The organism is Siccirubricoccus deserti, assembly GCF_014283215.1.
GTDB classification, from domain to species: Bacteria; Pseudomonadota; Alphaproteobacteria; order Acetobacterales; family Acetobacteraceae; genus Siccirubricoccus; species Siccirubricoccus deserti.
The window spans coordinates 152683-173091 of the sequence record NZ_JACOMF010000009.1; the positions used below are offsets into that span (position 1 = coordinate 152683).

Consider the following 20409-nt stretch of genomic DNA (forward strand, 5'->3'; position numbering starts at 1 on the left):
CGCCATGTCAGGAAGCGGCGATGAACCGCTAGCCCAGCCGCCGGATCAGCTCCGCCCAACGGTCGAGTTGCGGCAGGATCACATCCGCCTTCGCCGCCTCCAGGCTGAGCACCACCCGCTGCACGCCCAGGTCGCGGTCGGCGCAGAGCGCATCGTATTCCTCCTTCGCCCCCCAGATGGTGATCGGCAGTTCGGCCGGGTCGCGCCCCGCCTCCTGCGCCATCTGCCGGAATTGCGGGATGAAGGCCGCCACATCCGGGTAGTGCGGCCGCGCCCGATGCGGCAGCCAGCCATTGCCGTAGCGGATCGCCCGCCGCGCGCCATGCGGAAAGGAGCCGCCGACGATCACCGGCGGGTGCGGCTTCTGCACCGGCTTCGGCCAGGTCATCATCGGGTCGAAATTGACGAATTCGCCGTGGTACTCGGGCTTCGGCTTCGTCCAGATCGCCCGCATCGCCTCGATCCGTTCGCGCGCCAGCTTGTGCCGGCTCTCGAATATGGTGCCGTGATCCTCGATCTCGTCGCGGTTCCAGCCATTGCCGACGCCGAACAGGAAGCGGCCACCCGAAAGCAGGTCCAGCGAAGCGACGGTCTTGGCGGTCTGGATCGGATCGCGCTGCACCACCAGACAGATGCCGGTGCCGACCAGCAGGGTCTTCGTCGCCATCGCCGCCGCGGTCAGCGAGACGAAGGGATCCATCACGTCGTAGTACATCTTCGGCAGCTCGCCGCCGCTTGGCCAGGGCGATTTCCGGCTGAGCGGGATGTGCGAATGCTCCGGCGCCCAGAGGCTGTCGAAGCCACGGTCCTCCGCCGCGCGCGCCAGCTCATCCGGGCGCATCGAGTAGTCGGTGAAGAACATCGCCAGGCCGATCTTCATGGTCCGTCTCCCCAGTCTTTCGCCGATGGTGGCACGATCCCGCCGCCATGGACAAACCGTCCCGGCCGGGCTTGGCTTGCCGCAGGCCACCGGGGGCAGCGCTGGCGGCACGGGAGAGTTGAGCATGGACGACCGCACCCCTGTCCTCATCGGCGCCGGCGAGGTGGTGGAACGCCCGGCCGAGCCGCTGCTGGCGCGGGAACCCGTGGCGCTGATGGCCGAGGCGCTGCGCCGCGCCGCCGAGGATGCCGGCGCGCCCGCACTACTCGCGGCGCTGGACAGCCTGGACATCGTGAACTCCGTCTCCTGGCCCTACCCGGATGTGCCGGAAGCTTTCGTGCGGGAATTCGGCCAGCGGCCGGCGCGACTGGTCTACGGCCCGGTCGGTGGCGAGAGCCCGGTGCGCTTCCTGCACGAGGCCGCCAACCGCATCGCCCGCGGCGAGGCCCGGGTGGCGGCGGTGGTCGGCGGCGAGGCGACGCATGCGGTGGCGCAGGCGCAGAAGGCCGGCATCACCCTGCCCTGGACCACCCCCGATCCGAATTGGCGGCGCACCCGCGGCCGGGACTACCTGCACCCGCTGGCGGTCCGCCTCAACGTCGCCGATCCGGTGCATGTCTACCCCTTCTACGAGAACGCCACGGCGGCGCACTGGGGCCAGACCCCGGCCGAGGGGCAGGCGGCCTCGGCGGCGCTGTGGTCGCGCTTCTCCGCCGTCGCCGCCGCCAACCCCACCGCCTGGATCCGCCGCGCCGCGGCGCCGGAGGAGATCGCCACCCCGAACGAGCGCAATCGGCCGATCGCCTTCCCCTACAACAAGCTGATGGTCGCCAACCCGATGGTGAACCAGGCCGCCGCCATCCTGCTGTGCAGCCTGGCCACCGCCCGCGCCGCCGGGGTGCCGGAGGAGCGCATCGCCTATCTCTGGGGCGGCGCCGCCGCGGTGGAGCCGCGCGACTACCTCAACCGCGACCACTACCACGGAGCGCATGCGCAGGAGGCGGTGCTGGACGCCTGCAACGCCATCGCCACCGAGGAAGCCGCCGGCTTCGCCGCCTTCGAGCTCTACAGCTGCTTCCCCTGCGTGCCGAAGATGGCCGGGCGGCACCTCGGCCTGCCGGCCGATGCGGTGCCGACCACCACCGGCGGCCTGACCTTCTTCGGTGCGCCGCTGAACAATTACATGACCCATGCGGCGGCGGGAATGCTGCGGGCGCTGCGCCAGCGCCCGGGCCGCGCCGCGCTGCTCTACGGCCAGGGCGAGTTCGTCACCAAGCACCATGCGGTGGTCCTCGCCAGCCGCCCGCCCCGCGTCCCACGGCTGCCGCAGGACTATAGCGTGCAGGCCGAGGCGGATGGCCGTCGCGGCCCGGTACCGGCGTTCACCGAAACCGCCGAGGGCGCCGCCGCCATCGAGACCCACACCGTGCTGCATGACCGCGATGGCCGTCCGCACCATGGCGTGGTGATTCTGCGGCTGGCGGATGGCAGGCGCGCCCTGGCGCGGGTGCCGGCAAGCGATGCCGCGACCATCGCCCTGCTGAAGCGCCCCGGCCGCACGCCGATCGGCACGCCGGGCATTGTCGCCCCCGCCGCCGACGGCATCCTGGAATGGCGCCCGGCCTGAGCCGGGTTTGCCGAGACACCGGCACCGCGCCCATACTGCCAGCCAACGCTTAGAGGAGACGTCCCATGGGACAGCGCATCGCCATCATCGGGGCCGGCGCGGTCGGCTGCTATGCCGGCTCATACATGGCGCAGGCCGGCGAGGATGTGACCTTCGTCGACATGTGGCCCGAGCATGTGGAGACGATGCGGGCCAAGGGGTTGCGCATCACCCACATCAAGGACGTGCCGGAGTTCACCGTGCCGGTCCGCGCCATCCACCTGACGGAGCTGCAGCACGTCAGCAAGGAACGGCCCTTCGACATCGCCTTCGTCTGCGTCAAATCCTACGACACCGCCTGGGCGACCCTGATGGTGAAGCAGTATCTGGCGCCGGGCGGCTTCGTCGTCTCCCTGCAGAATTGCATGAATGAGGAGACGGTGGCCGAGATCGTCGGCTGGGGCCGTACCCTTGGTTCCATCGCCTCCTCCATCACCGTCGACCTCTGCGAGCCGGGGCACGTCCGCCGCGCCTCGGGCAAGGGCGGGGCGGCGCATACCGTCTACCGGGTCGGCGAGGTGCATGGCCGCATCACCGACCGCGCGAAGGAGGTCTGCCGCCTCGTCGGCCTGTCCGACAGCGCCAAGGTGACGGAGAACCTCTGGGGCGAGCGCTGGTCGAAGCTCGTCACCAACGGCATGGCGAACGGTCTTTCCGCCTGCACCGGTCTGGTCAGCAAGGAGATCCTGACCGACGACGTGCTGCGCCACTTCACCGCCCGCCTCGGCTCCGAGGCCATCCGGGTCGGCCAGGCGCTGGGCTACACGCTGGAAGAGATCCACCACATCGACCCCGAGGTGATCGCCCGCGCCGGCGAGGGCGATGCCGCGGCGAAGCGCGAATACGACGAGCACCGGCTGGAAGAAGCGCGGAAGCCCGGCGGTGGCGCGCACCGGCCCTCCATGGGCCAGGACATGGTCAAGGGCCGCCGCACCGAGATCGAGTTCATCAACGGCTTCATTGTCGACAAGGCCAAGGCCATCGGCATCGCCACCCCGGCCAATGCCGCGCTGACCGACATCGTCAAGCGCGTCGAGAAGGGCGAGCTGCAGCCCGACCCGAAGCACATCAAGGAGCTGCGCCTGAACTGAAATCAGCGGCATGAATCGTCCATTCATGCCGAGCGCCCGAAGGGCACCATGCCGCGTGGCGCGTCGCCAAGATTTGCGGCGCAGACCGCCCGCGATCGAGAGGGGCCGCCGATCGGTCGCGATCAGCGGCCGTTCGTATAACGCCTGACCTTGTGGGGCATAGCCAGGCCCCGCAGGCTGAGAATCGTCGCCGCACCGTGCAGCAAGCGCGGGCGGCCAGGAGGAGACGCGTATGATTCAGTCCCGCCGTGCCGTGCTGGCCGGAATAGCCACCACCCTTGCGGCGCCCGCGTTGGCGCAGGAGTTTCCAACCAGGCCGATCACCCTGATCGCGGCCGGCGCGGCGGGTGGGCCGACCGACACCATCACCCGCATCCTCGCCGATGCGCTGAGCCGCAGCAGCGGCCATCAATTCGTGGTCGAGAGCATCGGCGGCGCGACCGTCGGACCGCAGCGCGGCGCCACGGCGCGGCCGGATGGCTATACCCTGCTCTGCAACAACATCGGCTTCGCCGCCAGCGCCACGCTCTATCGGCGGCTGCCCTACAGCGTGCTGGAAAGCTTCGCGCCGCTCGGCCTGGTTTCCGATTCGGCGATGACCTTGATCGCCAAACCCGGCTATCCGGCGCGCGACCTGGCCGGCTACATGGCGATGCTGCGCGAGCAGGGGGACAAGCTGAACCTGGCGCATGCCGGCCTCGGCTCGGCGGCGCATCTCTGCGGCATGCTGGTGCAACAGGCGGCCGGCGCCCAGGCGACGACAGTGGTGTTCCGCGGCACCGCCCCGGCGATCGCCGAGCTGATGGCGGGACGCATCGACCTGCTCTGCGACCAGGCGACCAACACCCTGCCCTACATCCGGGACGGCCGGGTGAAGGTCTACGCCGTCACCTCCCCGGTGCGGGTGGCGGAGCTGCCGGATGTGCCAACCACGGCAGAGGCTGGATTCCCGAGCATCGCCATGTCCACCTGGCATGCCGTCTACGCCCCGGCCGGAACGCCGCAGCCGATACAGGAACAGCTCTCCGCCATGATCCGGGCAGCGATGGGCGACGAGAAGCTGCGCCAGCGCTTCGCCGAGCTGGCGACCGCACCGGCGACGGAGGAGCGTGCCAGCATCGCCTTCCACAAGCGCTTCCTGGCGGAGGAGGTGGCGCGGTGGCGGCCAATCATCCAGTCAGCCGGCACCTTCGCGGATTGAATGCCAGGGGGGAAAGGAATGATCATGGACACGGGATATGGCCGGCGCCGCGTGCTGGCGCTGGCGGGCGGCATGCTGGCGGCACCGGGGCTGCTGCGGGCGCAGGGCGCCTACCCGTCGCGCAGCGTGCGGGTGATCAACGCCTACAGCCCGGGCGGCACGGCGGATGTCGTCTCCCGCATCATCCTCTCCGGGCTCTCGGCGCGGATCGGACAGCAATTCGTGGTGGAGAACCGGCCGGGCGCCGCCGGCACCATCGCTGCCCAGGCGGTCGCCCGGGCGCCGGCGGATGGCTACACGCTGCTGTACGACGCGACGGCGCATTCGGTGAACCCGTCGCTGTTCGGCAGCCGGCTTGCCTATGACACGCGGCGGGACCTGCTGCCGGTCTTCCTCACCATGGTCTCGCCCAACACGCTGCACGCCACCAATGCCTTCGCGCCGAAGGCCATCCCGGAGCTGATCGCGCTCGCCAAGGCAAGCCCCGGCAAGCTCGATTGCGCCTCGACCGGCATCGGCACGGTGCAGCATGTCTCGCTCGAGTTCTTCAACCACCGGGCCGGCGTGCAGATCAATCACGTCGTCTACCGCGACATCGCCGCGGCGCGGAGCGACCTGATCTCCGGCCGGGTGCCGCTGCAATTCAGCAATGTGCCGGGCTCGGTGCCGATCTTCGCCTCGAAGGAAGCCCGGGTGATGGCGCATTGCGGCCCGGAGCCTATTCCCGTGCTGCCCGGCGTGCCGGCCATGGTGGAGACCCTGCCCGGCTTTGAAACCTATGAATGGAACGGCCTCTTCGCCCCCGCCGGCACGCCGCGCGAGGTGATCCAGCGGCTGAGCACGGAGCTGAACGCGACCATCCGCGACGCCGCGGTGCTGGAGCGGCTGCACACCCTCGGCGCCCTGCCGCGCGCCAACACGCCCGAGGAATTCGCCACCTTCCGCGAGCAGCAGATCACTTTCTTCGCCGATATGGTGCGCATGGCGAATATCCGGATCGACTGAGCGCCTTTCACCTGGAGCCACTCCGATGACCGAGCCCTACCACATCGACACCGGCAGCAATTGGCGGCGCCAGGCAGTGGAAGACTGGCTGTTCGGCCTCGACCTGCTCTCGCCGCCGGTGCGGGAGAAGGTGGTGACCGCCTGGGTCAGCGCCTGGGCCTCCTCCAGCCATGAGAAGCTGGAGGACATGCCCTTCTCGCCCGGCTCGCCGACCTACCCGCTGATGCGGCATGTGAACGAGGTGACGCGCGCCGGCGTCGACCTCGGCAAGCGCGCCGCCGCCGATTGGGGCGTGGAATTCGACCCCGACGTGCTGGTCTCCATCCTTATCCTGCATGATGTCGACAAGCCGCTGCTCTATGCGAAGGAAGGCGACGGTGCCGGCCATACGCCGCTGTTCCACGAGCTGCCGCATGGCGTCATCGGCGGGATGCTGCTGAAGGAGCTGGGCTTCCCGCACACGGTTGTCAGCACGGTGGCGACGCATGCGACCAATGCGCCCTTCCACGGCCGCAACCTGGAAGCGCAGGTGCTGCACTACGCCGACCTCTTCGCCGCCGACCACGCCTTCCGCCAGATGGGAAAGACGCCGATCTACCTGCGGCACGGCAAGTAGCAGGAGCGTATTCACGCCTCCGGGCGTTTCCGCCCTCTGGCGATCCGCTCTAGTCGAACCCGGCCGCCCGCAGCCCCGCCTCGTAATGCGCCAGGTCCTCGGCGCGGCGCAGCGGGGTGCGGCGCAGCGCCCGGCCCAGGGTGAAATCCGGCTCGATCACCAGCAGCCGCGCCCGCACCGCTGCGGCCTCCTCCGCCTGGCCGAGATGGCCGAGCGCCGAGAGCAGCGTCTTGTATGGGTAGCTTAGCCCGGCGTGTAGCGCGGTTGCCTTGCGGCCCACCTTCACCGCCTCGGCATGGCGGCCCAGGCACAGCAGCGGAATGCCGCGCGCCGCATCGAAGAAGAATGCGTGCGGATGGCAAGGCGCGAGCTGGGCGTAGCGGTCCAGCCGGCGCAACGCCGCCTCATGCTGCCCGAGGTAGCTGAGCGCCATGCCGGAGAAGACCCAGGCCATCGCCAGATTGGGGTTCAGCGCCAGCGCCCGCTCATGCAGCGCGATGCCTTCGTCCAGCCGGTGGTGCAGGAAGGCGCGGACATGGCCGAAGATGGTCAGCGCCTGGGCGTCCAGCGGATCCAGCGCGATGGCCCGCTGCGCCAGCCGCTCGGCCTCGGTCATGGAGCCAGCCTCGTCGCTGGCCCAGCCCTGGCCTACTAGGAATAAATGCCAGTAGGCATGCCAAGCATGCGCCGAGGCATTCTCCGGCTCCAGCGCCACCGCCTCCCGCAGCCAGCCATCGGCGGCGAGGAAGCCGCTGCGGTCCAGCCGGTGGATCGCCGCGATCGCCCGCAGCAGCAGATCATAGGCCGAGGCATTAACGGCGCCGCGGGCGCTGGCGCGGCTTGCCTCGATCAGCAGGATTTCCGGGTCGATGCGGGCGACCACCTCGGCCGCGACCTGATCCTGCAGGGCGAGGATGTCGCTGGCGTCGCGGTCGAAGCGGCCGGTCCAGACCAGCCCGGCATTGTCGTGCAGGTCGGTCAGCCGCAGCAGCACGCGCACCCGGTCGCCCGACCGCTGCACTGTCCCGGCCAGCAGGAAGTCGAGCCCCAGGGCATTCGCCGCCAGCTCCTCGCCACGCTCGGCGGCGGCCTGGGCGAGGGAGGCGCTGTCGACCACGAAGATCCAGCGGAAGCGTGCAAGAGCGGCGGTGATCTCCTCGGCCAGGCCGATCGAAAGATGCTGTTCCACCGCGCCGATCACCCGCAGCGGCGGCACGCCGAGCCGGGCGCCGCGCGACCCGCTGCGCGGCGCCGGTGGCTGCGGCGGCGCGCGCAGCACCGGCGGGAATAGGCCGGCCATCCGCAGCGCCTCGGCCAGCGCCTCGGTTTCCGGCGAGGGCGTGGCGCCGAAGCGCTCCGCCAGCAGGCCACGGCAGGATTCGAAGGCCGCCAGCGCGGCGCCACGGTCACCACGGCCGGCCTCGGCGCGGATCAGTGCCCGCCAGGCGCCCTCATTGGCCGGATCGAATCCGAGCAGCCGGCGGGCCGCCGCCGCCGCGGCGGCCGGCGCTTCGGCCTGGTCCAGCAGCAGCGCCGCCTGGGCGATGGCGGCATCGTGCAGCCGGCGGCGCTGGTCGGCCAGCCATATGTCGAAGGCGGGGTCGAGGCCGTCGAGGTCGGCCAGCAGCTCCCCGGTCAGCAGATCGAGGCCCTCCGGCCGCCCCTGGCCGGTGCGCGCCGCCTCGATGGCATCGACCCAGACCTGACCGGCACGCAGCATCACCGCCTCGCGCGTCGACTCGAGCAGCGGCACGCCGACCGGGGAAAGTGCTTCCTGCAGTTCGTGCAGTGCTTGGCGCAGCGAGCCACGCTGCTGCTCAATCGCGCGGCGCGACCACAGCAGTTCGGCAAGCCGCAGGCGAGGCACCGGCGTGCCCAGCGCCATGCCGAGCACCGCCAGCAGCGCCCGCGCCTTCCGGGTCCGCGGCAGCACCTGCACGCTGGCGAGGCTCCAGGCCTCCATGCGGCCGATCAGCACGAGGCGCAGGCAGGGGCCTGCCTTCGGGGGCGGCGCCAGGGCCGGCGCGGGCGGAGCATCGGCGTGCAGAGTCGCGGTGAGAGATACGCCCATGCAACGGAGCTTAACCGAAGTGGAGGGCGCGTCACCTGCAGACTTCACATCGTCGCGATATCGGCCATGGCTCTGGCGCAGGCGGGCCGACGCCAGGGGCAGCCGGGAGTCGCGGCATCGTCCGGCGCTGCCAGGCAGCCCGCTCCGATGGTGCCGGCGAAGGCAAAATCCGGATCGATGGCAATCACCGCTTCGCGCAGCGCACGCTCGGCGCGTGGCAGGTCGAAAGCCAGGACGTCGCGCTCGATCGCCGCGGCAAGGCTGCCTACCGGGATGCTGCCATCGGCGAGGGCGGCGGCGCGGGCGCGGCAGGCGAGGAAGCACCTGGCGGTCTCGAACACCCGCAGCAACCCGGTCCCGCAGCCGGGAATGGAGAGCGTGGTCTCGGTGGTGCGGTGCAGCATGGCAGGTTTCCGGCGATTGGTGCGCCTTGCAGCCATAACGCTGGTCGCGGGCAGCGGCGCGTGAGTTTCACGGCAAAGGCGTCAAGGCGACGTAAAATCAACCGGGCGGCGTGGTGGCGGCGGGCTGCCAGGACGCAAGCCAGGGATGCTGCGAGACTTCAAGGAAAATTCGCCTGAACAGGAAAAGTATCTTGCAACTTTCGTTATGTTCCTATAATGTTCCCCCGGGCAGCGAGTTGAGCGTCCGCCGCCCCTGGCCCCCCAACGCTCATGACCGGAGACCTCCATGCGCCCCATCCTCCCCGCCCATATCGCCGATGCCGGTCTGGTTCGCCTCGGCGCTGGCATGCTGCGCTCCGCCCGCCCGGCCCCGCCGGTCGCCCCGGGCCAGACCCGCTTCGGCGCTGGCATGAAGGGCGGCACCCGGCCGACGGCGATCGCCGATGCCGGGCGGGTGCGCCTCGGCGCCGGCATGCGCCGCGGCTGATCGGGCGGCGGGTGAAGGTGGGCCACCCCTTCACCCGCCGTAGCCCATTGTTTGTGGAGCGGTTTCACGCCCCTCGCGATCCGCTCCTGCTTTCCCCTGGAGGAAGAGAGAGTCCCGCATGACTGCCGCCGCCAGCCCGATCGTCACCTTCTACCGGCTGATCGACACGCTGCGCCCGCCCGAGCGGGCCGACCGCAGCGGCCTCGGTAGCCTGCCGACCCGTGCCTTCCGCTACTGCGACGCGGTGACCTCGGCAGCGGGCTTTGGCTGGCACGTCTATCCGGCAATGGATTTCAGCCTGCTGTGGGATGGCGCGCAGCTCTGGTGGCATTGCGAGGGGCTGGACGACTGGTCTCCGCTCGGTGCCGCGCAATTTCCGCATTTCGCCGAACGCTTCGATGCCGCGGCGCCGGCCGAAGTCCGGCGCTACTCGCCGCCCTTCCTGACCGCGCTGCAGGAGCCCGGCGTGGTGCAGCTGTGGTCGGGCCTCGCCGCCCGCACCGCTCCGGGCTGGAGCCTGCTGGTGCGGCCGCTGGCCAACCTGCCACGCCACCCCGGCTATGAACCCTATGAGGGCGTGATCGAGACCGACCGCTGGTTCGGCCCACTGTTCACCAACCTGCGGCTGACCCGCACCGACACGCCGATCCGGTTCCACGCCAATGAGCCGATCCTGCAGGTCCAGCCGATCCCGCAGGTCGCCTATGCCGATGCGGTGCTGAACGGTGCCGGGCTGGTCGCCGGCCTTGCGGGCTTCAGCGCCGGCGACTGGGCCGACTACCACCGCGACATCGTCGCCCCGAACCAGGACCCGGCGCACCAGCCGGGCCACTATGCCGCCGAGGCACGGCGCCGGCGGCGCGGCGGCGGCTGCCCACACAGGGCAGCGACGATGGCGGCCCAGGCGGTGGGTGCCGGGCTTCGGGAGCGGTGAGGTGCCCGGAGTAGGAAACGCCCGGCTTGCATTCATGTGGCTGGCTCACCCACCGTCCGCTCAGGTCAGTTGGCGCGGCCACTGCCCACCACCTCCCGTACCAACGGCGCCAGCTTCGCTTCCTCGGCGGACCAATAGGCGCTGAACTCGGCCGGGGGCATGAAGCGGACCGGCAGCCCCAGCTCCTGCATCTTCCGCTGGTGCTCGGCGCCGGTGATGGCGCGCGCCAGTGCCTCGGCCAGCGTGCTGCCCACCGTCGGAGGCAGCCCGGCCGGGCCGACGAAGCCGCGCGCGGAGCCGGTCACGATGCGCGTGCCCTGCGATGCGGCGGTCGGCACGCCGGGTAGGAAGGCGCTCTCCTGATCGTCCAGAAGCGCGAGGGTGCGGGTGGCGCCGGCACGGCTCTGGGCCATGGCGGTGCCGGCGGCAACCAGCGCGACATCGGTCTCGCCGGCGAGCAGCGCGAGCTGGGCCGGCGCCGAGCCCTGGTAGTGGATCTGGTTGACGCTGAGCCCGTGTTGTTTCTGCAGCGCCAGGGAGGCGAGATGCTCCCAGCTCAGGATGCCGGGGTCGGAAACGCGCAACGCACCCGGCCGCGCCCGCGCCTCGGCGATGAGGTCGGCCAGCGTGCGCAGCGGGTTGTCGGCGCGAACGATGATGCTGCCAGGGTCGATGACATGCATCGCCAGCGGCGTGAAGCTGTCCCGGGTGAAGCCGCGTTGCGCGACGGGTCGAGGTAGAGGGTGATGGTCGAGGGCCAGAGCCCGTAGCACAAGGTGTAGCCGTCCGGCCGGGCCCGCGCGGTCTGCGCCAGGCCGATCTGCGAATTCGCGCCGGGCCGGTTCACGATCACCACCGGCACGCCCAGCTCGCGTTCAAGCACCGGCGCCAGGGCACGGGCGGAGATGTCGCTGCCGCCGCCCGGCGGGTAGGGCACGATGACGGTCACCGGGCGGCCCGGCTCGGGGAACTGCGCGCTCGCCTGGGGTGTCAGCAGCAGCAGCAGCAGCAGCAGCAGCAGCAGGATCAGCAGGAAGCGGGGCATCGCGACTCTCCGGTTGTGCGGCGACCCCATCTCCCGGCCCTGCGGCGGCCTATGACGGAACCGTCCGGGCGATCATCCCGCATGCCTCGGCGCTGGCAAACGGAGATCGTCACGGAGCCTGGCCAGCAGTTCGAGTTGCCGTTCATGCTCGCCGGCGAAGCGCAGCGCGAAATGCGTCACCCCGGCCTCGGCATAGGCCGCGAGCCATTCCCGCGCGGCGGCGAGCGGGCCGGCGAAACAGGCCTGGCGCTTGCGCATCACATCGGGTCGCTGGCCATAGTATTGCGCCAGGAAGCGGTCCATCCGCTCATGCGCGCGGGCGGCATTCTCATCCACCGCCAGGGTCAGGTAGGCGGCGCCGGTGATGGCGCCCGGGGGCCGCCCGGCGGCCTGCGCGGCGGCCTGCATGGCGCGCCAGGTCTCGGCATACTGCGCCGGGGTCGGCCCATTGGGGAACCAGCCGTCGAAGTGGCGGCCGACCCGCTCGATCGTCGGCTCGGCATTGCCGGCGACCCAGATCGGCGGCCCGCCGGGGCGGTGCGGCGTCGGCCCGAGCGTGCCCGCCTTCACCCGCCAGCGGCCGTCCCATTCCACCGGCTCCCCGGTCCAGAGAGCACGGCAAAGGCGCAGCCCTTCCAGCATCCGGCCGAGGCGCTTGTCCCAGGGCACGCCCGCAGCCTCGAATTCATCGCGGATGTTCTGCACGTTGGAGGCGATGCCGACACCGAGGATCATCCGTCCCTCGGCGAGCCGGTCCAGCGTGGCCCATTGATGCGCCAGCAGCACCGGGTTGCGCAGCGCCGGCAGCAGCACCGCGGTGCCCATCTCAACGCGCCGGGTGCGGGCGGCGACAGCGGCCAGCAGGGTCATCGGGTCATGCCGTGGGCGGGCGAGCAGGCTGTCGCCGACCCAGATGGAATCATAGCCCAGCGCCTCCGCCCGCTCCGCCAGGGCCAGCAGCGGGCCGGTTTCGTGCTGGCCTTCCATGACGCGCTCACGCGTCGGCAGCAGGTATCCAATGCGTGGCGCCACCATCCCGCCTCTCCTCGCCTGTTTCACGGCAGCATAGGACGCGGTGCCGGGATGGCGAATGGGATGTGGAGGCTGGCCATTGGGACGACCCGCCAGCTTCGCTTGGTGTGCAGGCGCACGCCGCCACGCCGGCTACTCGCCAGCCTGCGCCGCGACGAAATCGATGAAGGCCTGGATGCGGGGCATGCGGTGTCGCCCCGGCGCGGTGAGCGCCCAGACCGGCACCTCCTCCGAGGCGTGATACGCCTCCAGCAGCGGGAGCAGCCGGCCGTCCCGGATGGCGTCGCGCACCAGGAACTCGCTCACCCGGATGATTCCGAGGCCGGTCAGCGCCATGTCACGCAACGCCTCGGCACTGTCGGTGGTCAGCGGCCCACGCACGAGCAGGGTCACGATCCCGGTGGCGCTGCGGAACGGCCAGGCCGTCAGGCGGGCGAGGCCGTGCAGCACGATGCAGTCGTGCCGCAGCAGATCCTCCGGCCGTTGCGGCGCACCGCGGCGGGCAAGGTAGGCGGGCGCGGCGCAGATCACGCGGCGGCCGTCGGCGATCTTGCGGGCGACCAGCGAGGAGTCCTCGAGCGCTCCGGTGCGCAGCACCACATCGGCGCCATCCTCCAACAGATCCACGCGCCTGTCGGTCAGCGCGAGGTCGAGGGTGATGTCGGGGTAGCGTTCGAAGAAGGCCGGAAGGATGGGGATCAGCCGCTGCCGCGCATAGGCCGTGCCGGTGTTCACCCGTAGATGCCCGCGTGGCCGGCCGCGGGCGGCGGTCACCTCGGCCTCCGCAGCCTCGATCATCGCCAGGATGTCGCGGGCGCGCGCGACATAGGTCTCGCCCTCCGCCGTCAGGGCGATCCGGCGCGTGGTGCGGGTCAGCAGCCGGACGCCAAGCCGCGCCTCGAGCCGCTGCACGAGCTTGGAAAGGGCCGAGGGCGTCAGGGGCGAGCCTCTGGCGGCCGCGGCGAAGCCGCCTCGATCAATGATGCGCAGGAAGGCGGCCATCTCGTCGGACTGGCCCATTCAGGACTCCAGTTCAGCAATCCGGATCCTCGATAGCGGATTATCGTCCCCCGCGGCACGGCCAAGATGGGCAGCAAAGGAGAAACCGACCGTGTCCCACATTCGTACCAGCTTTCCCGAAATTGCCCTGTCTCATCCCGCCGGTGGGCTGGCGCGCCTCCAGGCCAGCGACTCTGGCGGGCGCTGGCGCGGGGCGCTCGCCCGCTGGCTGGGCCGGATCCGCGAGCGCGACGAATTGCGCGGGCTGAGCGGGCGGGAGCGGCGGGACGCCGGCATCACCGCCTACGACGTCGCCATCGAGTCCCGGAAGCTCCCCTGGCGCGACTGAGCGGCATCGCCTTCGCACCAGCGGCAACACCCTGAGAGGACGAGAAAGCAATGAGCACGACGCTGATAAGCCAGCCCGAGGCCGGCACCCTGCGGGCGGTCCTGAACTACGTCGCACCCTCCGTGACCAGGCTGCGGAACTTCACCTATGACCCGCCGGACGGCGAGCCGCGCAGCAACGCCGTCCCTGACCCGCGCGAGGTGCCGATCCACGACCTGCGCCCGATCGCCGAGGAGGTTTCCCTGGACGAGCACGGCTTCGGCATCGTCCGTCACCGCTCCTCGGTGCCGGGCTATGAGGATGACGCGGACATCCGCGAGGTGGTCTACCCGGAGGCGACGCGCCTGCTGCAGGAGATCACCGGGGCCGACCGCGTCCATGTCTTCGACCACACGCTGCGCCGCAGGGTCCCGGGCCAGGAGGACCGCAGCGGCGGGCAGCGCCAGCCGGTGACGCGCGTTCATGTGGACCAGACCGAGCGATCAGGGCCGCAGCGCGTCCGCGACCTGCTGCCCGCGGAGGCCGACACCCTGCTGCGCGGCCGCGTGCAGATCATCAACCTCTGGCGGCCAATCCGGGGTCCGGTCCTTGATGCGCCACTCGCGATGGCGGATGCCCGGAGCGTTGCCGCCAGGGATCTGGTGCCCGCCGACCTCATCTACCCGGACCGGGTCGGGGAACTCTACTATGCGCGCTACAATCCGGCGCATCGCTGGTTCTACATGCCCGCGATGCAGCCAGATGAGGTGCTGCTGCTGAAGTGCTTCGACAGCGCCACCGACGGGCGCGCCCGCTTCGTGCCGCACACCGCCTTCATCGACCCATCCGCCCCGGCCGACGCCCCGCCGCGCGAAAGCATCGAGCTCCGGGCATTGGTGTTCCACCGCGCGTGATGGTGTGGTCCGGATTCGTCCGGGCGCATGCTGCAGCGGGTCGCGTTGATATCCGCAAGCCGATCCGCCGCAGCCTTTCGGTCCTATTTCCTGTTCAGCACCTGCTGGTTGTCCTGGCCAAGGCTGGGCGCCGCCGTGCGCGGGCGTGGCCTTTCGCGGTCGAAGGAGATCGGCACGCCGACCACGCGCAGATCGGTCCCCGGCAGCGTCCGCAGCAGATCCATCGCGGCAAGCTGCGGCGTTTCCGCCAGCTCCGCCAGGTTGTTCACCGGCGCGCAGGGCACGCCGGCGCGGGTGAAGGCCTCCATCCAATGCTCGCGCGTCCGCTCCAGCAGCACCGGGCTGATGGCGGCGACCAGCGGGGCGCGGTTGGCGGTGCGGTCGCGGCCGGTGCGGAAGCGCGGATCCTCGGCCCACTCCGGATGGCCCACGGCCTGGGTGAACTTCACCCATAGGCGCTGGTTGCCAGCGGCGACGCAGATTGGCCGGTCGGCGGTGTCGAAGGTCTGGTAGGGCACCAGATTGGGGCTGCCGGTGCCGTGCCGCGGCGGCATCCGGCCGCTGGCGAGGTAGCCGTTCAACGGCGTCTCCACCAGGGCGACCGCGCTTTCGAAGAGCGAGGTATCCACGACGCAGCCCTGGCCCGTCGCGTCGCGCTGGCGAAGCGCCGCCAGCGCGCCGATCACGCACCACATCGCCGTCGTCTTGTCGTTGATCGCCGCCCCGGCGAAGGTGGGCGGATCATCGGGCCCGCCGGTCACGCTCATCATCGCGCCATAGGCCTGCAGCAGCGGGTCGAAGCCCGGCGCGAGGCGCAGCGGCCCGGTGTAGCCGAAGGCCCAGATGGAGCAGTAGATCAGCCGCGGATTGGCGGCGAGCATGTCCTCCGGCCCGATACCCAGCTCCTCCACCACGCCGGGTCGGAGGTTCTGGATCAGGATGTCCGCGTCCTTGGCCAGCGTCTTCAGCTGCGCGACATCGGCGGGTGATTTCAGATCGAGCGTCACGCCTCGCTTGCCACGGTTGTAGGCGTGGAAGCTCAGCCCCGTCTCGCCAACCCAGGGCGGACCCCAGAGGCGCGCGTCGTCGCCGCCCTCCGGCTTCTCCACCTTGATCACTTCGGCGCCGAGTTCGGCCAGGATGACGCCGGCGAGCGGCGCGGCCACGGCCTGCCCCACCTCGACCACCTTCAGCCCGGCAAGCGGTGTCGTGCCCATTGCTCAGATTCCTGCCAGGGCGGCGAGGTCGCCGCGCGTGATGCCGACCCGCCCGGCGGCGTCGCAGAGTTCTTCCCAGGTCGCATCGGGCACCGGGATGCCCTTGCGCAGCCGCTCGGCCTTGGTGAGCTGTTCCTGCTCGCCGGCCACCAGCACCGGCTGGTCGCCGCCGGGGGCGGAGGTCTTGACATGCGCGACCATCGCCGCGGTCTCCGCCCGGAAGGCCTCGATGTTGCCGAAGCGGGTGGGATCGAGAATGATGGTGAACATGCCGTTGACGATGCCGCGGTCCTTCGGCGTGGCCGGCTGGTTGGTGCCGCCGCCGGTCAGCGCGCCGGCCAGGATCTCGCACATCAGCGCCAGGCCGGATCCCTTATGTCCGCCGAAGGGCAGCAGTGCGCCGCGCGGGCCGCCGCCGTACATGGCGGCGGGATCGGTGGTCGGCCTGCCGCCGTGGTCCACCAGGCAATTCTCCGGCAGCGCCTTCCCCGCCGCATGCGCGACGCGGACCTTGCCAATGGCAATCGCGCTGGTGGCGAAGTCGAGGACCAGCGGCCGTGCATCCGGTGTCGCCGGCGGGATGGCGATGCAGATCGGGTTGGTGCCGAAGCGCGCCTCGCTGCCACGGAAGGGCGCCACCACCGGGGGGCCGGAGACCGCGTTGACGAAGTGGATGGAGAGCATGCCGGCCGCCACCGCGCGCTCGCCATAGGCGCCGATGCGGCCGAGATGGTGCGTGTTGCGGAGCGCCAGCAGCCCGGTGCCGGCATCGCGCGCAACGGCGATGGCCATATCCATCGCCTGGCGCCCGACCACCTGGCCGAAGCCCATGCCGCCATCCACCACCAGGATTGGCCCGTCCCGCCGCGCTACCTGCGCCGCGGCGTTCGGATGCAGCTTGCCGTCCAGCACGTTGAGCACGTAGCGCGGCGCGAGCTGCACGCCGTGGCTGTCGTGGCCTTGCAGATTGGCTTCCAGCAGATCCGCCGCGACCACATGCGCCGCTGCGTCTTCCGTTCCCGCTGCCCGCAGCATCTGCGTGATCGCGGCCTGCAGCGTCTCCGCCCGGATGAGCATGGCCCGCCGTTTCCTCGCTTCTTCCTGTGTGAGCAACGGTAGGCAGGAGGGCCGGGCCGGGTCAACGCCACCATGCGACGTCACCGCCGCGGCTTCGACCACGCCTCGGCGGATGGTTGGCAGCCAGGCCGGCGCTGATGCGTTCGGGGACGCTCCGGTTGCCGCTGCCAGGGCGTGGGCCGGCGATCCCGATGCCGGATCTGGCGTCGGCGGCGTTGGCTCGGGCCGGGATGGACCCGGAACGGTCCGGAAGCCGCGGGTCAGCGGCATGCCGGCCCTCAAGGTCGCTGCGCTGTTCCTCAGCTTCGGGGTTGCGCCGCCCCTCGGAGAAAGCTAGGAAGCCCGCGCGTTCGCGCCGGCAAGCTGCCGTAGCTCAGTGGTAGAGCACTCCCTTGGTAAGGGAGAGGTCGAGAGTTCAATCCTCTCTGGCAGCACCATCCTACGCCTTTGAGGTGTTAGGATTTTCAAGCAGATCAGGAGCTTGGCAACCCTCTGGTGATCCAAAGGGGTGTCCCAAATGGCTCTTCCGATGATCCGGCCCGTCAAGCATCCCAAGTCCCAGGTCTACCGCATCCGCAAGGGCATCCCGGCCCCGTTGCGTCACCTCTTCGGTGGCAAATCGGAGCTGATTGAAAGTCTCGGCACCAAGGACCCCGCTGAAGCGAAGCGGTTGGCGCCTGGCGTCATCACCCGCATCGAAGCACTGATTGCGGGAGCCGGGCTGCGATCCCGAGGCGACGGAGTGCCCCTGTCGGATCGCCGGGTGGCCGAACTTGCGGGGGTGTATTACCGAGAAGGTGCTGCGGCTGTGGAGAGTGAACCCGGCGCGGCGGAAGACGCTGAACGGGCCGTCGAGTTGCTGGAGGACGAGGCCGAGCCGACGGACCTAGGACACAACCTGGACGATGGCGGTCACTGGCGGCCTGAGTTCGTCCCGGGCCGATCTGACCTCGCAGAAGCGGCCGCGCGAGCCGCAGCTGGTGGCTTGTCACCGGATCATGCCAGCGTTCGTAGGATTGCAGTCGAGCTGTTCTACGCAAGGGTTGCGCTTGCCCGACTTCGGCTCAGACGAGCGCGCGGGGACTGGTCGCGCGACGGCTACGCTGACCGGTTCCCACCCGCCGGCGGTGCGCAAGGCGTTCCTTCTGAGTCGCAGGGACCGTCTGCTCCGGCAATGCCAGCGCGGAAACTGCTCGATGCCTGGGCTACCGAAAGGCAGCCGGCGCCAGCGACACTGAGGCGTTACCGAACGGCATTCGCCCACGTCGCTCGCATATTGGGCTTCGACGATCTTCGCCGTGTCCGCCCAGAGGACGTGGTGACGTTCAAGGGAAGGCGACTGGCCGAGAGGATCAGCGTTGAGACCGTCGCGGATGACGTGATGGGGTGCGGTGCCGTCTGCAAATGGGGCGTGCAGAACAAGCACCTGCTCATGAACCCATTCGCCAGCATGGCCCCACGGCCAGCCAAGCGAGGCGAGACCGCGCGGGACGGCTTCACGGACGACGAGGCCGCCGCAATCCTGCAAGCGGCTCGTGGAGCAACTGGCTGGCGCCGGTGGCTGCCGTGGCTGCTCTGCTTCACCGGCGCCCGCATCAGCGAGATTGTCGAGCTTCGGCGGAAGGACGTGCGGCAGGAGGCTGGGGTTTGGATTCTCGATATTCGACCGACCGCAGCGAGAGCGGGCAAAAACGCTACGTTCCAGCGCATGCTCCCCCTCCATCCCAGCGTGATCGAGGAAGGCTTCCTGGCCTATGTGGGCGTGCTGCCGATTGGTGGCGACGGTTCGCTGTTCCCCGACCTCACCGTAGCGCGTGACGGCACGCGAACTGTCGCGGCCACCAGTGCACTCGGCAGGTGGGTGCGAAGGGACCTGGGCATCACCAATCCCCGGAAGGCTCCTGCACATTCTTGGCGGCACCGTATGGAGGACGAACTTCGGAAGGCTAGGGTTACCGAAGAAGCCCAGGACGCTATTACCGGGAGACACAACCCGCGCAATGCCGGCGCCGGCTACGGCAAGGGCTATCGCGGAATGCCCGATGAGGTGCTGAAAGAGCTTCGGAAGGTCCCGTCGCCGCTCGCAGTGCGGGACCAAGCCCGTGCCGCCCCGGCAATGCCCCAGGAAGCCCACCAGCCATCAACTCACTAGGAGTTGGCCGAGGCGCCAGAGGAGCCGTCCAAGGCCCGGAAATCGGGTCCAACAGCGCTCCTCTGGCACCCACTTTATTGGGCCAAGAGTATCTTTAGTGTGGTACTCAGGCTATGGCGTTGGCAGCACCGACAGGCATTGTGCTTCCCGACGGCCATGTCCTGGCTCACCGACGGAAAGGGCTACAGGCAGGCCGCTGGTATCGGATGGATGCTTCTCTAGGTCGTCTTCCACTACGGCCTTGATACCCTCCACCGTCGCCATCCTGATGGCACCGCTCAAGGGGAACGGGCTGTAGAGCTTCCAGTAGAAGCCTCGTGAATCGGACTCGTAGAGGTTCCAGCGCGCCATCTCCTCGATGCTACTTAAGGCGAACCTTAGATCGCCCTCCTTGCCCCTGACCTGAGCGGGTCCCGACATGCCAAGGGCAACAATCTTGCGGCAAAACTTGTTTAGCCCGTTGGCCTTCGTGGTGGTGACCTTCACCTCTGGCCGATGGGTAAGCCAATGAACATGAGTTGGATCATCCTCAACGCGTTTGGGCGGCAGCGTCAAAACGGTGACGGCGATAGGCTCATGGGACCTCATGCCGTGCCGCCCTGGCTTGCTGCCTTTGCAAGCCGCTTCAGGCGACGCTTCATCCCTGCATCTACGTCTGGGCGGAACAGGCAACATTCGAGATCAAGCTGCGCCGTAGCCTGCTGGAGCGGCATCCAGAGATCCACATTCTTGATGCACTCACCTGCCGCGTTGCGCCACGATGTTATCTGCCACCATGGCAGCCACTTCTTGATACCCAATACAAGATATTCGTTGCTATGAATGACCGCACGGCAGGGCTTCGTGAGCATCTCGATGGCTCTGATCGCGGCGGTCAGTTCCATTCTGGCAAAAGTGGTACAGGCCTCCGCTCCGCTTACTTCCTGCTCATCGGTGTCGGGTCGCTGCAAGATTGCGGACCATACACCGGCTTTGGTCTTCGGGTTGCAGCTTCCAAAAAGCCAGATTTCTACAAACGGGGAAGACAGCGTGGCAGAGTTTGCTGAAGATGCGTTCGCGCTCATCATTTCATCCTTTGCGGCTTGAGAATGCGGAGCACGCAGCATCGTCTGCCGGCGCCTTCCCGCCGGAATTCGTGGTGTAAGCGAATGGAGGGTGCTGTACCCGGATCATTCACGTGGGCTGACGGGCATGGTGCAAGCCGCTGACCGGCAATAGATTTCGGCTGCGACACTCGAAACCAGCCGTTTGCGGAGACCATGCCCGCCAAGGTTGAACCTACGCCGCCCC

General features: G+C 69.5%; 21 protein-coding genes and 1 tRNA gene. 11 read left to right on the forward strand and 11 right to left on the reverse strand.

Annotated features, from left to right (window positions below; all coding sequences use genetic code 11):
• Positions 1-28: 28 nt before the first annotated feature.
• Positions 29-880 (reverse strand): LLM class F420-dependent oxidoreductase, encoded by an 852-nt coding sequence (locus H7965_RS10555; RefSeq protein WP_186770534.1) that lies wholly within the window; start codon positions 878-880, stop codon positions 29-31.
• Positions 881-1004: 124 nt separating this feature from the next.
• On the opposite strand from H7965_RS10555, the gene H7965_RS10560 reads away from it, so the two are divergent.
• From H7965_RS10560 to H7965_RS10580, 5 genes are all read left to right on the forward strand, one after another.
• Entirely contained in the window at positions 1005-2507 is a 1503-nt protein-coding gene (locus H7965_RS10560) for an acetyl-CoA acetyltransferase (protein WP_186770535.1), read from the forward strand.
• Between the two features lie 65 nt (positions 2508-2572).
• Entirely contained in the window at positions 2573-3637 is a 1065-nt protein-coding gene (locus H7965_RS10565; RefSeq protein ID WP_186770536.1) for a ketopantoate reductase family protein, read from the forward strand.
• Between the two features lie 232 nt (positions 3638-3869).
• Entirely contained in the window at positions 3870-4838 is a 969-nt protein-coding gene (locus H7965_RS10570) for a tripartite tricarboxylate transporter substrate-binding protein (RefSeq protein ID WP_186770537.1), read from the forward strand.
• 24 nt (positions 4839-4862) lie between these two features.
• Positions 4863-5843: a Bug family tripartite tricarboxylate transporter substrate binding protein gene (locus tag H7965_RS10575; RefSeq protein WP_186770538.1), complete on the forward strand. Its 981-nt coding sequence runs from the start codon at positions 4863-4865 to the stop codon at positions 5841-5843.
• A 25-nt stretch (positions 5844-5868) separates the two neighbouring features.
• Positions 5869-6459 carry an HD domain-containing protein gene (locus H7965_RS10580; RefSeq protein WP_186770539.1) on the forward strand — a complete coding sequence of 197 codons (591 nt, stop codon included), beginning with the start codon at positions 5869-5871 and terminating at the stop codon, positions 6457-6459.
• Between the two features lie 49 nt (positions 6460-6508).
• Here the strand turns inward: H7965_RS10580 and H7965_RS10585 are convergent, their stop codons facing one another.
• Together H7965_RS10585 and H7965_RS10590 are read right to left on the reverse strand one after the other, a co-directional pair.
• On the reverse strand, positions 6509-8530 hold the full coding sequence (locus tag H7965_RS10585) for a BTAD domain-containing putative transcriptional regulator (RefSeq protein WP_186770540.1): 2022 nt from the start codon (positions 8528-8530) through the stop codon (positions 6509-6511).
• 44 nt (positions 8531-8574) lie between these two features.
• Positions 8575-8934 carry a hypothetical protein gene (locus tag H7965_RS10590; RefSeq protein WP_186770541.1) on the reverse strand — a complete coding sequence of 120 codons (360 nt, stop codon included), beginning with the start codon at positions 8932-8934 and terminating at the stop codon, positions 8575-8577.
• 286 nt (positions 8935-9220) lie between these two features.
• Between H7965_RS10590 and H7965_RS10595 the strand changes: the two genes are divergently transcribed.
• Together H7965_RS10595 and H7965_RS10600 are read left to right on the forward strand one after the other, a co-directional pair.
• Entirely contained in the window at positions 9221-9421 is a 201-nt protein-coding gene (locus H7965_RS10595) for a hypothetical protein (protein ID WP_186770542.1), read from the forward strand.
• 118 nt (positions 9422-9539) lie between these two features.
• Positions 9540-10355, forward strand: coding sequence for a DUF6065 family protein (locus H7965_RS10600; RefSeq protein WP_186770543.1), 816 nt, complete (start codon positions 9540-9542; stop codon positions 10353-10355).
• Between the two features lie 65 nt (positions 10356-10420).
• On the opposite strand, the gene H7965_RS10605 is transcribed toward H7965_RS10600, so the two are convergent.
• The 4 genes from H7965_RS10605 to H7965_RS10620 form a co-directional block, all read right to left on the reverse strand.
• Complete coding sequence (locus H7965_RS10605) at positions 10421-11029, reverse strand: tripartite tricarboxylate transporter substrate-binding protein (protein WP_268239716.1); 609 nt, start codon at positions 11027-11029, stop codon at positions 10421-10423.
• Positions 10912-11400, reverse strand: a complete 489-nt coding sequence (locus tag H7965_RS31710; RefSeq protein WP_268239715.1) for a tripartite tricarboxylate transporter substrate-binding protein — start codon at positions 11398-11400, stop codon at positions 10912-10914. The genes H7965_RS10605 and H7965_RS31710 overlap by 118 nt, the downstream gene beginning before the upstream one ends.
• Before the next feature lie 72 nt (positions 11401-11472).
• Positions 11473-12432 (reverse strand): LLM class flavin-dependent oxidoreductase, encoded by a 960-nt coding sequence (locus H7965_RS10615; RefSeq protein WP_186770545.1) that lies wholly within the window; start codon positions 12430-12432, stop codon positions 11473-11475.
• 132 nt (positions 12433-12564) lie between these two features.
• Complete coding sequence (locus H7965_RS10620; protein WP_186770546.1) at positions 12565-13452, reverse strand: LysR family transcriptional regulator; 888 nt, start codon at positions 13450-13452, stop codon at positions 12565-12567.
• 91 nt (positions 13453-13543) lie between these two features.
• Between H7965_RS10620 and H7965_RS10625 the strand changes: the two genes are divergently transcribed.
• Together H7965_RS10625 and H7965_RS10630 are read left to right on the forward strand one after the other, a co-directional pair.
• Positions 13544-13780: a DUF1127 domain-containing protein gene (locus H7965_RS10625; protein WP_186770547.1), complete on the forward strand. Its 237-nt coding sequence runs from the start codon at positions 13544-13546 to the stop codon at positions 13778-13780.
• A gap of 50 nt (positions 13781-13830) precedes the next feature.
• Complete coding sequence (locus H7965_RS10630) at positions 13831-14673, forward strand: CmcJ/NvfI family oxidoreductase (RefSeq protein WP_186770548.1); 843 nt, start codon at positions 13831-13833, stop codon at positions 14671-14673.
• A gap of 83 nt (positions 14674-14756) precedes the next feature.
• Here the strand turns inward: H7965_RS10630 and H7965_RS10635 are convergent, their stop codons facing one another.
• Both H7965_RS10635 and H7965_RS10640 read right to left on the reverse strand, forming a co-directional pair.
• Positions 14757-15890, reverse strand: coding sequence for a CaiB/BaiF CoA transferase family protein (locus tag H7965_RS10635; protein WP_186770549.1), 1134 nt, complete (start codon positions 15888-15890; stop codon positions 14757-14759).
• 3 nt (positions 15891-15893) lie between these two features.
• Positions 15894-16967 carry a malate/lactate/ureidoglycolate dehydrogenase gene (locus tag H7965_RS10640; protein ID WP_186770550.1) on the reverse strand — a complete coding sequence of 358 codons (1074 nt, stop codon included), beginning with the start codon at positions 16965-16967 and terminating at the stop codon, positions 15894-15896.
• A 362-nt stretch (positions 16968-17329) separates the two neighbouring features.
• On the opposite strand from H7965_RS10640, the gene H7965_RS10645 reads away from it, so the two are divergent.
• Both H7965_RS10645 and H7965_RS10650 read left to right on the forward strand, forming a co-directional pair.
• Positions 17330-17404: transfer RNA gene (locus H7965_RS10645), tRNA-Thr, on the forward strand.
• 92 nt (positions 17405-17496) lie between these two features.
• Positions 17497-19119, forward strand: a complete 1623-nt coding sequence (locus tag H7965_RS10650; protein WP_186770551.1) for a DUF6538 domain-containing protein — start codon at positions 17497-17499, stop codon at positions 19117-19119.
• Positions 19120-19230: 111 nt separating this feature from the next.
• On the opposite strand, the gene H7965_RS10655 is transcribed toward H7965_RS10650, so the two are convergent.
• Positions 19231-19707, reverse strand: a complete 477-nt coding sequence (locus tag H7965_RS10655; RefSeq protein WP_186770552.1) for a hypothetical protein — start codon at positions 19705-19707, stop codon at positions 19231-19233.
• A complete protein-coding gene (locus H7965_RS10660) occupies positions 19704-20183 on the reverse strand; it encodes an RNase H family protein (RefSeq protein WP_186770553.1) in 480 nt (159 codons plus the stop codon). The genes H7965_RS10655 and H7965_RS10660 overlap by 4 nt, the downstream gene beginning before the upstream one ends.
• Between the last annotated feature and the right edge of the window lie 226 nt (positions 20184-20409).